At 63.2% G+C, this 15244-nt stretch carries 14 protein-coding genes and 2 tRNA genes; 9 read left to right on the top strand and 7 right to left on the bottom strand.

Annotated elements, in window-relative coordinates; all coding sequences use genetic code 11:
• The first annotated feature begins 95 nt into the window (after nucleotides 1–95).
• The gene (locus EN861_RS27460; RefSeq protein WP_135866762.1) at nucleotides 96–548 is read left to right on the top strand and encodes an Lrp/AsnC ligand binding domain-containing protein; all 453 of its coding nucleotides are present in this window, start codon (nucleotides 96–98) and stop codon (nucleotides 546–548) included.
• A 57-nt stretch (nucleotides 549–605) separates the two neighbouring features.
• On the opposite strand, the gene EN861_RS27455 is transcribed toward EN861_RS27460, so the two are convergent.
• The gene (locus EN861_RS27455; RefSeq protein WP_135866760.1) at nucleotides 606–1805 is read right to left on the bottom strand and encodes a cytochrome c peroxidase; all 1200 of its coding nucleotides are present in this window, start codon (nucleotides 1803–1805) and stop codon (nucleotides 606–608) included.
• Nucleotides 1806–1812: 7 nt separating this feature from the next.
• On the bottom strand, nucleotides 1813–2262 hold the full coding sequence (locus tag EN861_RS27450; RefSeq protein ID WP_135866758.1) for a FixH family protein: 450 nt from the start codon (nucleotides 2260–2262) through the stop codon (nucleotides 1813–1815).
• A 151-nt stretch (nucleotides 2263–2413) separates the two neighbouring features.
• Between EN861_RS27450 and EN861_RS27445 the strand changes: the two genes are divergently transcribed.
• Nucleotides 2414–3337 carry a sugar kinase gene (locus tag EN861_RS27445; RefSeq protein WP_135866895.1) on the top strand — a complete coding sequence of 308 codons (924 nt, stop codon included), beginning with the start codon at nucleotides 2414–2416 and terminating at the stop codon, nucleotides 3335–3337.
• Between the two features lie 5 nt (nucleotides 3338–3342).
• On the opposite strand, the gene EN861_RS27440 is transcribed toward EN861_RS27445, so the two are convergent.
• The 3 genes from EN861_RS27440 to EN861_RS27430 form a co-directional block, all read right to left on the bottom strand.
• A complete protein-coding gene (locus EN861_RS27440) occupies nucleotides 3343–4365 on the bottom strand; it encodes an aldose epimerase family protein (protein WP_135866756.1) in 1023 nt (340 codons plus the stop codon).
• A gap of 86 nt (nucleotides 4366–4451) precedes the next feature.
• On the bottom strand, nucleotides 4452–5909 hold the full coding sequence (locus EN861_RS27435; protein ID WP_127280496.1) for an NAD-dependent succinate-semialdehyde dehydrogenase: 1458 nt from the start codon (nucleotides 5907–5909) through the stop codon (nucleotides 4452–4454).
• A 182-nt stretch (nucleotides 5910–6091) separates the two neighbouring features.
• Nucleotides 6092–7042, bottom strand: a complete 951-nt coding sequence (locus EN861_RS27430) for an AEC family transporter (RefSeq protein WP_135866754.1) — start codon at nucleotides 7040–7042, stop codon at nucleotides 6092–6094.
• 106 nt (nucleotides 7043–7148) lie between these two features.
• On the opposite strand from EN861_RS27430, the gene EN861_RS27425 reads away from it, so the two are divergent.
• Nucleotides 7149–10169 carry a caspase family protein gene (locus EN861_RS27425; RefSeq protein ID WP_135866752.1) on the top strand — a complete coding sequence of 1007 codons (3021 nt, stop codon included), beginning with the start codon at nucleotides 7149–7151 and terminating at the stop codon, nucleotides 10167–10169.
• A 100-nt stretch (nucleotides 10170–10269) separates the two neighbouring features.
• Nucleotides 10270–10818, top strand: a complete 549-nt coding sequence (locus tag EN861_RS27420) for a histidine phosphatase family protein (RefSeq protein WP_127872704.1) — start codon at nucleotides 10270–10272, stop codon at nucleotides 10816–10818.
• Here the strand turns inward: EN861_RS27420 and EN861_RS27415 are convergent.
• Both EN861_RS27415 and EN861_RS27410 read right to left on the bottom strand, forming a co-directional pair.
• A complete protein-coding gene (locus EN861_RS27415; protein WP_135866750.1) occupies nucleotides 10815–11285 on the bottom strand; it encodes an SRPBCC family protein in 471 nt (156 codons plus the stop codon). The genes EN861_RS27420 and EN861_RS27415 overlap by 4 nt on opposite strands.
• Nucleotides 11286–11302: 17 nt before the next feature.
• Nucleotides 11303–11539 (bottom strand): hypothetical protein, encoded by a 237-nt coding sequence (locus EN861_RS27410; RefSeq protein WP_245464499.1) that lies wholly within the window; start codon nucleotides 11537–11539, stop codon nucleotides 11303–11305.
• 261 nt (nucleotides 11540–11800) lie between these two features.
• Here EN861_RS27410 and EN861_RS27405 point away from each other — a divergent pair.
• From EN861_RS27405 to EN861_RS27385, 5 genes are all read left to right on the top strand, one after another.
• Nucleotides 11801–11874 (top strand) — tRNA-OTHER (locus EN861_RS27405).
• A 2-nt stretch (nucleotides 11875–11876) separates the two neighbouring features.
• Nucleotides 11877–11945: transfer RNA gene (locus EN861_RS27400), tRNA-Leu, on the top strand.
• 358 nt (nucleotides 11946–12303) lie between these two features.
• Nucleotides 12304–13446, top strand: a complete 1143-nt coding sequence (locus tag EN861_RS27395) for a slipin family protein (protein ID WP_189343748.1) — start codon at nucleotides 12304–12306, stop codon at nucleotides 13444–13446.
• Between the two features lie 230 nt (nucleotides 13447–13676).
• Complete coding sequence (locus tag EN861_RS27390; RefSeq protein ID WP_027029416.1) at nucleotides 13677–13970, top strand: acyl carrier protein; 294 nt, start codon at nucleotides 13677–13679, stop codon at nucleotides 13968–13970.
• A 55-nt stretch (nucleotides 13971–14025) separates the two neighbouring features.
• Nucleotides 14026–15216: a beta-ketoacyl-ACP synthase gene (locus tag EN861_RS27385; protein ID WP_127872705.1), complete on the top strand. Its 1191-nt coding sequence runs from the start codon at nucleotides 14026–14028 to the stop codon at nucleotides 15214–15216.
• Nucleotides 15217–15244 lie beyond the last annotated feature (28 nt).

Raw genomic sequence — 15244 nt, 5'->3', positions numbered from 1 at the left:
CAGGGTGCGGATTTCAGTCGGTCCAAAGAAATCGACACCGCAGGTCATTTGATCTATCACTACGGCACAAACTCAACAGATTGACCGCATTTTCCATGACAGAAGACCAATTGGACCGCATCGACAGGAACATCCTGTCGGCGCTGGCCGGCAATGGCCGGCTATCCATGTCGGAATTGGCGGCCAAGGTCGGCCTGTCGAAGACACCGGTGCAGGCGCGGGTGAAGCGGCTGGAGAGGGATGGCTACATCAGGGGCTACCAGGCGATCATCGACCGCGAGCGCATGGGTGAAGGCCATGTCGCCTTCGTCCAGGTGAAACTGTCGGACACTCGATCCGCGGCGCTCGATGCCTTCAACCGGTCCGTACAGGCCGTGCCGGAGATCGAGCAGTGCCACATGATGGCGTCGAGCTTCGATTATCTCCTGAAGGTCCGCACCCGCGACATCGCCGCCTACCGGCGCGTGCTCGGCGAGCGCATCTCGGCCCTGCCCCACGTCGCCCAGACCTCGACCTTCGTGGCGATGGAGACGGTGACGGACCGATGACCATGATCCGAAAAGTGGAAGCCGGTTCTCGGACAAGATCACGGTCAACCAGAAGGGCTATTCCGACAGCGTCTTCAAAAACGCCACGAGTGCGGCGCGCTCGCGGTCCGATAGCTCCAGGGGGTGGACCTCGGATACCCCTTCGACGCTTGGTGCGGCCTTGGCATAGTGAGCCACCACCTCGTCGAGCGATGAAAACTGCCCGGCATGCATGTAGGGCGGCCGTGTCGTAGCACCGCGCAGCGACGGCGTCTTGTAGGCGCGCACCAGTTCCGGCGCATCCTTGACCATGAAGCGCAGCTCGCCGCAGGCACTGGCCTCGCCATCGCGATAAGCGCCGAAGCAGTTGAAGGGGTCGGCCTCGACCTGCGCTACCGCGTCGACGCGCCCGCGATCCGCCGGCAAGCCGGCAACAGGCGGCACACCCGTATTGTGAAAACCGTTGTCGGTGAAACGCGGGCCATTGTGGCAGGTCACGCAATTGGCCTTGCCGATGAACAGTTTCAGCCCAAGGATTTCTTCCCGCGAAAAGGCCGCATCGCCTTTCGGCTCGGCGCCTGTGGCAAGGTCCAGCGCAAAGCGGTCGAATCGCGTCGGCGTCGGCTCGATCGAGCGTTCGAAAGCGGCAATCGCCTTGCCTATATTGGCATAGACGCTGTTGATGGCGTCACGCTGCGCATCGCTCATCGCGTTCCAGGCAGCTTTTTCGGTATCGCTTCCAAGCGGGCTGGCATTCAGCGGAATGCCGGAAAAATCGGGCAATGGCCCGAAGATGCGCTCATAGCGTTCGCCGAAGCGCGCCTTCATGTAATGCGCGTAGGCGGTGCGGTTTCCCGCCTGTTCCAACGGATTTTCGAGGGGTGTCAGCGCCTGCGCCCACAGGCTGTCGCGGCGGCCATCCCAGAAGAACCAGGGGTCGCGCGCCACACCGGCCAGCGGCATGGTGCGCCGGTTGGTCCGGCCGACACCCACCGCCTGTGGCAGGTCGTCCTGGAATTGGCGGTCGATCTTGTGGCAGGTCGAGCAGGACACGGTGCCGTCGCGGCTCATCCCAACATCGAAGAACAGCGTCGAGCCGAGCGCTGCGGCGGCCGGCACATCGGCGAAGCGGTTGGTGGTGTCAGGCTTCAGCGCCGGCAGCGTATTCAGCGCGAGCGAAGCAATCGTCTTCTTCTCGGCATCGGAAAAATCCGGCTTGCCGCAACCGCCAAGGAGCACGGCCACCGTCAGCGCCAAAAAGCAGAAAAGGCGCCTCATCGACCGCTCACAGCACCACGTTGAACAGCACAGTGTCGGAGCCCGCGCCGGACGATATGGCGAAACGCAGTTGCCACCAGCCGCTCATGGTGAATTTGAGCCCCTCGATGCGGTAGCGTCCCTCGCCGAGATAGTCGGTCGCCTGCGGACTGGTCGGCAGACCGTGATTGTGCTGCGGCATGCCGCCGGAGATGGCGATCGCGGCTCGCTCCACCGAAGCCCCTGTCTTTGTCTTCAGCGTCAGCACCCAGGATTCCAGCTCGCCCTGCCGCACCACGCCGCGTTCCGGCACGAAACTCGCTACGTACAATCCGTTGTCGGTTTTCTTCGTCCTCGAGACATCCGGACCGACAGGCTGTGCCGAATGCGGCACGGTCAGATAGACGACCGCGAGAACGCCGACCAGCAAAGCAGCCAGACCAAGACCTGCCAGGAGATAACGCCATAACGATGCCAAACCGGTTCCTCTTCTGCGGATAACGTTCTGCCGGACGGATCGCATCCCGCCAGCCTGTGGGAAAACGCTGTGGCGGAAAAAAGCCTGCTTGCCAAGCATGGCGCTGCGTCCGGCAAAAAGCTACAGCACCGACATCACTGGAGGATTGCAGATGATGGGAAACGGCGTCGCCTCGATTGGCGAATGCATGCTGGAACTGTCGGGCCAGACGGGCCCGAACTGGCGCATGGGTTTTGCCGGCGACACGTTCAACACGCTGTGGGCGTTGCATGCGCTGAGCGCTGACCTGCCGGCAACCTATGTCTCGGCCTTCGGCGACGACCCCTTCTCCCAAGGCCAGATCGCTTTCTTCGCTGAAAACGGCATCGGCATCGGCTCCAGTCCGGTCATACCGGGCGCGCGCCCCGGCCTCTATGCGATCACGCTGACCGGTGCCGAACGCTCCTTCACCTACTGGCGTGGCGACGCCGCCGCGCGGCAGCTGGCTTCGGATCCGGCGGCACTATCGAAAAGCATGCAGAATCAATCGCTTGTGTACTTTTCCGGAATCACTTTGGCAATTCTCGACGATGCCTCGCGCAAGACGCTGCTGGCGGCCGTGGGCAAGGCGCGCGCGGCGGGCTCGACGATCGCCTTCGATCCCAACTACCGGCCACGACTGTGGCGCGGCCGCGACGAAGCGCAGGCAGCGATCGTCGAAGCGCTTGCCGTCACCGACATCGCGCTGCCGACCTTCCCTGACGAGCAGATGCTGTTCGGCGATGACACCCCGCGGGCGACCGCCGAGCGGCTCAGGCAATGGGTTGGCGAAGTTGTCGTCAAGAATGGCGAGCAGCCGGCACTGATTGCCGAAAACGGATCATTGCAGGACGTGCCTGCGATCCATGTCGCGGCCCCCACCGACACCACCGGCGCCGGCGATTCCTTCAATGGCGGCTATCTCGCCGCCCGTCTTGCCGGCCACAACCCGCAGGAGGCCGCCCGCAGAGCCCATCGCGTTGCCGCTGCCGTCGTGCAGGTGCGCGGCGCGCTGGCACCGTTCGAGACGCTGAGGGCGGCGTTCGGCAAGCCCTGAAAAAGCTAACCTTGCCGGAACCGGTATTCGGTCACGTGGTGATAGATCGCGCCAGACCATAGCGTCGCCTGCGGGAAATAGGGCCGGTTCGGCGCGTCAGGCCATATTTGCGGCTCCAGGCAGAAGCCGCTGAAGGCCTTGTAATTCCGCCCTTCCAGGCCGGTGCGTGGCGTCACATATTGCCCGGTGTAGAGCTGGACACCGGGCTCCGTTGTCCAGACTTCCATCTCGACGCCGGAATTCGCCCCTTGCACCCACGCGGCCTGCTTGAGCGGCCCGCGCGCCGCGGCCAGGCAGAAATTCTGGTCGTAGGGCAGTTGTTCGCCCTCGGTCTCCATGCGCAATGGCCGCGCCTGGCGAAAATCGAAAGGCGTGCCGTCGACCGGCTTCACCACGCCGGTCGGGATCATGTCGCCGTCGACAGGCAGATAGGCACCGGCGTTCAGCATCATCCTGTGGTCGAGAATGTCGCCCGTGCCGCCATCATCGAGGTTGAAATAGGAATGCTGGGTGAGATTGCACGGCGTCGGCTCCTCGCAGGTCGCCGTCAGTTCGACGCTCAGCGTGCCGGGAATTTTCAGCCGGTAGGTGCAAGTAACGTCGAGCGCGCCGGGAAAGCCCATCGCACCGTCGGGATCATGCAGCGTCAGAGTGACGAAATCCCTGCCGTGCAGCGAAACCGTCCATGGTCGGTGGGAGTAGCCTTGCGAGCCGCCATGCAGCGTATGCTTGTCGAGGAAGTTGCGCTCGGTCTGGTAGCGGTTGCCGCCAATTGTGAAGCGGCCTTCGCCGATGCGGTTGGCGTAGCGCCCGACCACGGCCCCGAAGAAGCCAGTGTCGGTCTCATAGGCCTCCAGATTGTTGTAGCCGAGGACCAGCGGCGCGTCGTGCCCGGTCAGGCGCAGGTCCTGGACGATGGCGCCAAGCCCGATGATGTTGGCGGTGAGGCCGCCGCCCCTGATCGTAAAGCGGCGGATCGGTTCGCCTGCCTGTGTCGTGCCGAAAACCTCGCCGTCCTTCATCGTCATGCCCGCAAATGCCAGTGGATCCAAACGACTTCGGCTGGTTGTTCAGCCTGGGGCAGGTTTACCAGCCTGCCCCACGCACTAGCCTATCAGAGCCCGAGGCCGCCGATGCACACATATTTGGTATCGAGGTAATCCTCGATGCCCTGATGTCCGCCTTCTTTGCCGAGGCCCGATTCCTTGACGCCGCCAAACGGTGCTTCAGGTGTGGTGATCAGCCCTTCATTGACGCCGACCATGCCGTATTTCAGGCCTTCCATGACCCGGAAGGCGCGGCCGAGATCGCCGGTGTAGAAATAGCAGGCAAGGCCGAATTCGGTGTCGTTGGCGAGCGCGATGGCTTCTTCCTCGGTTTCGAACTTGAACACCGGTGCGACCGGGCCAAAGATCTCTTCCTTCATGAAGCGCATTTTCGGCGTCGCATTGGCGATGACCGTCGGCTGGAAGAACGAACCGCCCAGTGCATGGCGATGACCGCCGGCGACGACCTTGCCGCCCTTTGAGGTGGCATCGGCGATCAGTTCCTCGACCTTCTCGACCGCCTTCTCGTCGATCAGCGGCCCCTGCTGGACGCCCTCTTCGAGGCCGGAACCGACCTTCAGTCCGTTGCTGGCCGCGGCGAGCTTTTCGACGAACTTGTCGTACACACCAGCCTGGACGAGGAAGCGGTTGGTGCAGACGCAGGTCTGGCCTGAATTGCGATATTTGGCGGTGATCGCGCCGGCAACGGCACGCTCGATATCGGCGTCGTCGAAGACGATGAACGGCGCGTTGCCGCCGAGTTCCATCGACACCTTCTTGACCGTGACCGACGACTTCTGGATGAGAAGCTTGCCGACCTCCGTCGAGCCGGTGAAGGTGATTTTCGACACCAGCGGATTGGCGCAGATCTCGTCGCCGATCTCGCTCGCCGAACCGGTCAGGATGTTGACGACGCCCTTGGGGAAGCCGACTTCCTCGGCCAGCGCACCCCAGGCAAGGCCGGAATACGGCGTCTGCGAGGCCGGCTTGACGACGGCGGTGCAGCCGGCGGCAAGTGCGGGACCAAGTTTGCGGGCCAGCATCGAGGACGGGAAATTCCACGGCGTGATGGCGGCAATGACACCGACCGGTTCCTTGGTCACCAGGATGCGGCGGTCCGCCCATGGCGACGGCACGACGTCGCCATAGGTGCGGCGACCTTCTTCGGCGAACCAGAGGATGTAGGCGGCAGCCGAACCGATCTCGCCCTTGGACTCGAACAGCGACTTGCCCTGCTCGATGGTGAGCAGTTCGGCCAGCACGTCCTGATTGTCCATCATCGCGTCATGCAGCTTGCGCAGCAGCTTGGAGCGCTCGAGCGCGGTGGTCTTGCGCCATGACTTGAAGGCGGCGTCGGCAGCCTCGATGGCACGGCGTGTCTCGGCCTTGCCCGACTTCGGCACGGTGCCGATCTTGAGGCCGGTAGCTGGATTGTTCACATCGACCGTCTGGCCGCTGTCGGCCTGGACCCATTCGCCGTTGATGAGATTGGCCTGGCGCATGAAATGGCTGGTTTTCTGAAGCATGGTCTAGCCTCCGTTCGGCGCTCACGGGCCGCTATCTGGATGTCTTCGGTAAAGCGCAGGCAGGGCCGCACGCTGGAGCCATTGCTCTTAACCTAGGGAAAGCCCCGCAAGCAATCGCAAGATGGCATATAGGGGTTGGACCAGCGCAAGACGAGAGCGGGTTGGCGCAGCTGTCGCCAACCTCACCCGAAAACATGCAGGACAACCGTCAGCCAGAAAGCAGTAGTGATGACCGCGCAAGCAGTGGCGATGGTCATCTGGTTCGATGCTAGCGCCTGGCCGGTGTTGAACTGGACGGCGATGAGATAGGAATTGATGCCCGACGGCAGCGCCGCCACCACGACCGCCACCTTGGCCGTCAACGGCGGCAGGCCGAGCAGCCAGACGAAGGCAAGAACCAGCGCCGGCATCAGGAACAGCTTCAGCACCGAAAGTACCAGCGCTGGCCGGACATTGCCTGATATGCCGAAGCGGCGCAGGCTGAGCCCCATGGCAAACAGCGCCACCGGCCCGGCCGTGTTGGCCAGCGCATCGACCAGCCGCATGACAAGACCGGGCAGCGGCACGCCGCTGGTGCGCCATGCCAGCCCCAGCAGAATGCCGATGATCAGCGGATTGATGAACAGCCGTCTCAGGAAGCTGCGCAGGACACGCAACGGATGCACATGTTCGCCGCCGCCTCGGCCGAACATCTCGAACAGCACGATCGAAGCCATCATCATGATCGGCAGATGCACCGAGACCAACAGCGACAGCACTTCGAAGCCGCTCGGACCGAATATGCCAAGGATGAAGGGAGCGCCGAGCAGCACGACATTGGAATAGGCGGACGATACGCCGCCGACGACCCCGGCGCGCGCGTCGCGTCCGAATATGCGCGTGGTGACGAGATGGCCCGCCGCCCAGGTGATCGCCGCGGCGGTGAAATAGGCGCCCCATAGTGGCCATGGCGCGACGCCATGGAAATCAGCGTTGACCATGGTCTGGAACAGGAGCAGCGGCATGGCCACCGAGACCGCGAAGTCGGATATCCCCTCGCCGCTCGCCGGTCTCAAATAGCCTGTGAACCCAGCAAGATAGCCGAGCGCGACAAGACTGAAGACGAACAGGACGGTTTCGGTGAGTGGAGACATTTTTCAGGGATAGTCGAGCCACCGCCGCGGCGCAATCGCGCCCGAATTTGATCATCGTCGGCTGGCAGGGTTATAGAGGGTTTGGATCATCAGGGCGGAACGACAAATGACCTTTGTCGACACCTCGAAACTGCGTCTTTTCCGGCGTGCGCGGGTGACGTTGTTTGTCGCCATGCTTGTCTCCGTTGCCGCGTCGATGCTTCAGGCTGCCGAGGCAAAAGACCTCAAGGGCGTGGCGCTGGTCGTCGGCCAGTCCAAATACGAACACATCGCTACCCTGCCCAACCCGGCCAATGATGCCCGCGACATGGCCAAGATGTTGACCGATCTCGGCTTCGAGGCCCGCAATGTCACCGATCGCGATGCGGCCAAGCTGAAGCGCGACCTCGAACGCTTCGTCGAGGACGCCGAGGGCGCCGACGTCGCCCTCATCTACTATTCGGGTCACGGCATCGAGGCCGGCGGCGAGAACTATCTGGTCCCGGTCGACGCAGACGTCTCGTCGCTCAAGGATGCCGATCAGGCACTGGTGCCGATTTCCGCCGTCATGGCCGAACTGAAGAAGACCGTGCCGGTGACGATCATGCTGCTCGACGCCTGCCGCACAAATCCGTTTCCATCAGACGCCGTGGTGCGGCGCGCACCGACCGCCTCCGCCGAGCCTATCGGCGCCGGGGGACTGGAGCCGGTGCGCGGCGCCAAGGCCCTCGGCAATCCGCCGGCGGCCGACGCGAGTCTCGGCACGGTGATCGGCTTCGCCGCGGAACCCGGCCGTCCGGCGCTCGATGGCGCCGCTGGCGAAAACAGCCCCTATGCGGCGGCCCTGCTGCGCCATCTCGCGGCGATGAAAGGCACCGAGTTCGGCTCGGTCATGCGCATGGTGACGGAAGAGGTCTATCTCGACACCAAGGCGAAGCAGCGCCCCTGGGTCAACGAAAGCCTGCGCCGGCTGCTCTATTTCGGTGTCGCGCCGCCCGAACCGGCCGGCGACGACGGGTTGATCACCGGCGAGCGTCGGCAGTTGTTGCTGACCATCTCCGAGCTGCCCGACCCCAAGCGGGCACAGGTGGAACTGGCGTCGCTGCAGGAAGGCGTCCCGCTCGACGCGCTTTACGGCGTGCTGAGGGCGCTCGGCACGGAGAAAATCCCGGAAGATCCGGCCGACCTGCGGAAAGTGCTCGACGCCCAGGCTGAGCGTCTGAGGAAGATGATGTCCGAGCGCGCAGCGTTGCGCACCGACGATCCGGAGATCAAACGCCTGGTCGCTTCCGCCGACAAGGCCATCGGCCAGGGCGCGATCGCCACGGCGCGAAAATTCCTCGATGATGCCGTGGGGCGGGTCGAAGCGACCAATGACACGGTCGACAAGGCTGAGGAATTGATCAAGCAGAAGCGCGTCGCCGATGCCGCGATCTATGCCAAACGGGCCGACGCCTCGGCGCTGGTCTTCGACTACAAGTCGGCCGCCAACGACTATGCCAAGGCGTTCTCGCTGGCCGAGAAATGGGACGACAAGCTGCGCTGGAACTACAAGAACCAGGAGGCGGAAGCACTTAATTCCTATGGCTACGCCACCGGCGACCTGGATGCGCTGCGGCACGCGATCGAAGCTTATCGCGCCATCTTGAACTTCATTCCCAATGGCGAACAGAATCGCGACTGGGCCATCACCCGCAACAACATGGCGGTGGTGCTGCAGAACATCGGCGAGCGCGAGACCGAGACCGCGCATCTCGAAGAGGCCGCGCAGATCTTTCGCGATTCGCTTGCCGTGTTCGAACATGTGAAGGACGATCTCAACTGGGCCGCCGCCCAGAACAATCTCGGCAATGTGCTGCTGAAGATCGGCGAACGCGAAAGCGACCCGAAACGCTTGAACGAGGCGGTGGCGGCGATGCGCGCCACGCTGGACAAGCGCCCGCGCGACAAGGTTCCGCTCGACTGGGCGTCCTCGCAGAACAATCTTGGCCTCGCGCTCTATGCGCTCTCGGAACGCGAACCCGGCGGCGAGCATCTGGCCCAGGCGGAAGCGGCCTATCGGCTGGCGCTCGAGGAATATACGCGCCAGAAAACGCCAGTCGAATGGGCGATGGTCCAGAACAATCTCGGCAACACGCTTGTGACGCTCGGCATCCAGCTCAACGACAAGCCCAGGATCAACCAGGCCGCCGACGCCTTTCGCGCCGCGCTCGAAGTGCGAACCCGCGACACATTCCCGGTCTCCTGGGCCACCAGCCGGCTCAACCTCGGCAATGCGCTGAGTGGTGTCGCCCGTTTCGACATGGGCACCGGCACGCTTGAAGAGGCGGCGGCAGCCTATGACGATGCGCTCACGGTGTTCACCAGGCAGCGCTTCCCGATGGACTGGGCGTCGGCGCAGAACAATCTCGGCTCGATCTACCAGACGCTTGGCCAGCGCACCCGCGACGCATCCAGGCTGGAGCAGTCGGTTGCGGCATTCCAGGCGGCCCGCCAGGTCTATGTCAGGCGGAAATTCCCGCTTGACTGGGCGATGAGCTACTACAATCTCGGCAACACGCTGCAGCTTCTCGGCGGCGTGACGGACAAGCCCGAACACTATGGCGAGGCGGTCGACGCCTACCGCAACGCCTTGCGCGAATACAAGCGTGAAACCAATCCGCGGCAATGGGCGCTGACCCAGGCCGGCCTCGGGTCGACGCTGCACTGGTTGAGCATGAGCAATGCCGACCCCAAGACCTTGCGGGATTCGATCGCCGCGCGGCGTGCGGCGCTCGAAGTGCTGACCATCGAGACCGCGCCGGTCGACTGGGCGAACGCGCAGAACGGCATCGGCATGAGCCTGCTCAACCTCGGCAACATCGAACGGACCGGCAAATATCTCGACGAGGCCGAGGCGGCTTTCACGGCGACGCTGAAAGTGTTCACCAGGGAAAGTCAGCCCATGCAGTGGGCCTTCGAACAGAACAATCTTGGCGACATCCATTGGAACCGCGCCAGCTATGGCGGCGGCAAGCCGGAATATCTCAAGGCGATCGCGTTCTTCGAGAACGCCAAACAGGGCTTTACCGAAGCCGGCTACACAATCCCGATCCCGCTGACCGACCAGAAGATCGATCTGGTGAAGCAGCAGCTCGCCAAAAAGTGAGGCTTGAGACGCGACCGGCGCCCGGCTTGTCTTTGTGCCCACTTTCCAATCCCTATATGCGAATGGTTGGAGCCCGATACGGACTCATGGAAGGGTGGCGATGATCCGGTTAGCCTTGGCGTTGTTCCTGCTTGTCGTCCCCGCCGCCGCGCACGCGACCGACGCCGGCTGGGCGCTGCTGCGCGATGGCGGCCATGTGGTGCTGCTGCGCCACGCCATGGTCACCGGCACCACCGACCCGGCCAATTTCGACATCGGCAATTGCGCCACCCAGGTCAATCTGTCGGCGCGCGGCAAGCAGCAGGCAAGCAAGATCGGCGCCCTGTTTGCCGCCCGCGCGGCTCCCATCGAGCGCATTCTGTCCAGCCGCTACTGTCGCTGCCTCGACACGGCGCGCACCGCCTTCGAGGCCGAGCCGGAACTGTTCGCACCGCTCGACCTCTTGAAGGGCGACGATGCACAGAAAGCAGCGCAGATCGCCGCCATCATGAAGGAAATCCGCGCTTATTCCGGGTCCGACAATCTGATCATGGTCACCCATCTGGAAGACATCGTGGCGCTGACCGGCATCTCGCCGCGCGAAGGCGAAGCCGTGGTGGTCGAACCGCAGGGCGACGGCCTTCGCGTGCTCGGCCGCGTCACTTTCTAATCGTGGCCCGACCCGGCTGATACATCCGAGAGCAGCGATGCATCGATGCGAACTTTCCACGTCTCGATCATGCCTGTGAACGCATCCTCCGTCAGTTCGGACAGATACGACCTGCCGGCCTCGCTTAACGCCGTCAAAGTATAGGAAATCAATGCCTCGGTGTCTCCGCTGGTTACTTGGCGGCAAGCCACGTCAACAAATCCGAACCGCGAATCCGGCGTAACCCTCACATAGCGAACCTGATGGATTCGTGGATCCCAATGCGTACAGGCCCAAAGCGTTGTCTCGTCGCCGTGAGTAGTCCGGAAGACCATGCCTTGCCGCGTTTCTCCGCTTTGCGGGTGCAGAAACTCCGGATCCCAGCCCGCTACCCACAAGCTCTCGCCGATCGGCGAGAACAGCGGGAAGACGCGGTCGACCGGACCGGAGAGCACGATGCTATGACTGCGTTCAAGATGGCTCGTCATCCGCTTTCCCTTTCCATTCAATCAGAGGATGGCGCTTCAGCCAGACCGTGGCTGTCCGCCGCGCCAAGTTCCAGCCCGTAGATGCGCTTCAGCTGGCTGATTGTGTCGAGCGTCTCGGGCGAAAACGGCGTCTGCCCTTCGAAAGCGTGCAGGACGATGCCTTCAATGAGATCGCCAAGGCTCATGTCGCGATGCTCGGCCAATGCCTTGAGCACCTTCACCAATCGTTTTTCCAGACGAACCCCGGTCTGCACGCGTTCTATATCCATAATCTATGTTGTACCACGGTACATTGGTACAGGCAACTGCCGACAGGCTGAAGTTGCTGAAATGTCACTGCCGGAATAAGCCGCAAATCCGCCGCCACAATGTCGCTTGCGACAACCCGTCGCAGGGGCTATAGGCGCGCTCCCGGTCACGAGAACCGAGGTGAGCACAGCGGTTGGAGCTTTCGTCTCCGCCCGTGCAGGCGGCTTTGCCGCCCTGTATACGGCGCCGCTTTGGGGATTGGGATCGCGGATGTAGCTCAGAGGTAGAGCACCGGATTTGGGTCCGGAGGTCGCAGGTTCGAATCCTGCTGTCTGCACCACGGATAGCTCAGTTTGGTAGAGCATCAGATTTAGGTTCTGATTGTCGAAGGTTCGAATCCTTCTCCATTGGCCTGATAAGCCAGCACCCTGCCACGGTGTTATCTGAAAAACGGTCCGGGGACTGGAATGCTGAAGACTTGACGGACGGCCGAAGCCTTCGGGCCAAGGCCGGATCGAAAGGTCCGATGCCATCGGCTCGCGGCCAGGCTGGCGGTGATGGTCAAGGCGCAGCGTCGCCGGCAAAGGAGGCCAAGGCCTCCGGCGCCCGCTTCGCTGCCTCGCGATCCGCTCCCGAGGGCCCGCCACGGATTGATGCCACCGGTCCCCGGATCATTCGTGCCGGAATTGGAAGTGAAACGAGAAACGAAGGGAAGATCGACGCATGACGTGACGCCTCGCATGGGGCCATGCCCGACAGGAGTAAGACAATGACTATTCTCGATCAGGTTCTTGGGCGCGAGCGCGTCCTCGTAAAGGAAAATGAGCGTGCCCTCACTCTCTACAAGGGAGAGATCAAGGCTGTCCTGCTGCCGGGTGAGCACTGGCTCGCCAACCGGCGCGGCAGCCTTGAAGTCTCGCGGCACGATCTGAGGAACCCGGAATTCGTTTCGGCGTACGAGAAGGCGTTGTTCGACAAGCTCCCGGACGTGGCCGCGCGTCATTTCACCGTCGTCCGCACCGGGCGCACGGAGGTCGCCGTCATCGAGCGCGACGGCAATTTGCACAGCGTGCTGGCGCCGGACCGCAAGCTGGTGCTGTGGACCGATGCCGGACCGTGGAAGGTGACGATGGTCGACACCTCGGCCGATCTTGCCATCGATTCGGCGGTCATGCGCCGGCTCGGCCAGGCTCGGAAGGCGGAATTGATGTCCGTCCATCCGGTTCTGGATGGTCAGGCCGGGCTGCTGTTCGTCGACGGTGTCCTCATTCGGACGCTTGCCGCCGGCGTGCACGGCTTCTGGAACGTCGGACGGATGGTGCAGATCAAGGTCGTCGACCTCAAGCGCCAGTCGCTCGACGTCGCCGGGCAGGAAGTGCTGACCAGGGATCGCGTCACGATCCGCGTCAACATCGCGGCCGAATACCGGGTCGTCGATCCGGTCAAGGCGGTGAGCGCGGTGAAGGACTTCTCCGAGGCCCTCTACCGAGCCCTGCAGTACGCCTTCCGCAAGACGCTGGGCGCACTGACGCTTGACCAGATCCTTGAAAAGAAGGTGACGGTCGATGAGGAAGCCGCGGCCAAGGTCCGGGCCGACATGGCCGAGATCGGGGTCGAGGTCAGCGATATCGCGCTCAAGGATGTCATCCTGCCGGGCGAGATGCGCGAAATCCTCAACCAGGTGGTTTCGGCCGAAAAGCAGGCCGAGGCCAACGTCATCCGCCGCCGTGAGGAGACGAACGCCACGCGTTCCCTGCTCAACACGGCCAAGGTGATGGCAGAGAACCCGGTGATGCTGCGGCTGAAGGAGCTCGAGGCCCTGGAAGCCATCGCCGGCAAGGTCGAGCGGCTGACCGTCCACAACGGGACGGGCGGGCTGTTGAACGACCTGGTCAAGCTTCGCGAGAGCTGATGCATGTCCCTAAGTGGTTCCGGTTTTGGGATGACGACATGCATCGAACCAAGCATTGACCTTACGTCAATGGGAAGGGCCGCCGGGTTGACCGGCGGCCCTTCTTGCCTTTTCAACGCGCCCTCCCCATCTGCGCGCGGCTTATCAGGCCTTTTCCTGCCGGGAAAAACCGATTAGACAGCGCCCAAACAAGCTGCGGTCAGATTCCGCCCGCAAAGAAGGAAAAGCCCTTGTCCACCACGAACTCCACCACGTTCGACAAAGTCGCCAAGATCATTGCCGACACCAGCGAGATCGATATCGACACCATCACGCCCGAGAGCCACACGATCGACGATCTCGGCATCGACAGCCTCGACTTCCTCGATATCGTCTTCGCCATCGACAAGGAATTCGGCATCAAGGTGCCGCTGGAAAAGTGGACCCAGGAAGTCAATGACGGCAAGGCCTCGACCGATGACTACTTCGTCATGAAGAACCTGTGCGCCAAGATCGACGCGCTGGTTGCCGCCAAGACTGCCTGACATCGGCCGGCGCGTGGCCTTGACGGGCCGCGCCGCCTGACCCACAAAGCCGCTCATGAGCAGCCCCCACGACGTCGTCATCACTGGTATCGGCATTGTCTCCTCCTTGGGAGAAGGCCCTGACGCACACTGGCAGAAGCTCGCGCAGCCGGGCTTGCAGCCGGTGCTCGAAGCCGCGCGGTTCGCGCCCTATACCGTCCATCCGCTGCCGGAGATCGACTGGAACCTGCAGATCGCCAAGCGCGGCGATCAGCGGCAGATGGAAACATGGCAGCGGCTCGGCACCTATGCCGCAGGCCTGGCGTTGGACGATGCCGGCATCAAGGGCAATGACGAGCTCTGCACGACCATGGACATGGTTGTGGCTGCCGGCGGCGGCGAGCGCGACGAGGCGGTCGATGCCGCCATCCTCGCCGCTTCGGAAAGCCGCAACGACCGCGACGTGCTTCTCAACGAGAAGCTGACCACCGAGTTGCGGCCGACCTTGTTTCTGGCCCAGCTCTCCAACCTGCTCGCCGGCAACATCTCCATTGTCCACAAGGTGACCGGCTCGTCGCGCACCTTCATGGGCGAGGAAGGCGCCGGCGTCGCCGCCGTCGAAACGGCCGCCGCGCGAATCCGCTCCGGCCAGTCGACGCACATCCTGGTCGGCGGCGCCTTCCAGACCGAACATTCCGACATGCTGCTAGGTTACGAGCTTGCCGGCTATTTGCATCGCGGCCCCTGGAAACCTGTGTGGCAAAGACAGGGTGCCGAGGGCGGCGGCATCGTCACTGGATCCGGCGGTGCCTTCCTGGTGCTGGAGCAGCGCGAACACGCCGTGAGCCGCGGGCGCAAGATCTATGCGGAGCTCGGACCGGTGGTTTCCGGCCGCGCCAGGCGCTCACGCGGTGAGCTCGGCGCCGAGATCGCAGCACTACTCAGCCAGGCTGCGCTGCCGGACGGCAAGCTGCTTGCCCTGTCGGGTGCCTCGGGCGCGCATGCCGCAACCACCGCCGAGAAAACGGCGCTCGATGCCAATCCTGCGATTGCCACGCGCGGCTTCTCGACGCTGACCGGGCATATGAAGGAAGCGCAGTTTCCGTTCGCCGTGGCGCTGGCGGCACTCGCCGTCGACCGCAAGGCCGCCTACCCTGTTTTCGATGCCACAGCCGAGAAGCCGTTCGAAGGCGTTCCCGCGACCGTCCTTGCAACGGCGATCGGCTATCACCAATTCGAGGGCATGGCGCTGGTCAACGCCGCGTAACGCGGCGCTGCGCGATCCATGCTGCAAC

Origin of the sequence: Mesorhizobium sp. M8A.F.Ca.ET.218.01.1.1, assembly GCF_004791165.1 — a bacterium.
Lineage (GTDB): Bacteria > Pseudomonadota > Alphaproteobacteria > Rhizobiales > Rhizobiaceae > Mesorhizobium.
Note: the sequence above shows the minus strand (reverse complement) of the source record. Positions and strands in the feature narration are given on the sequence as shown.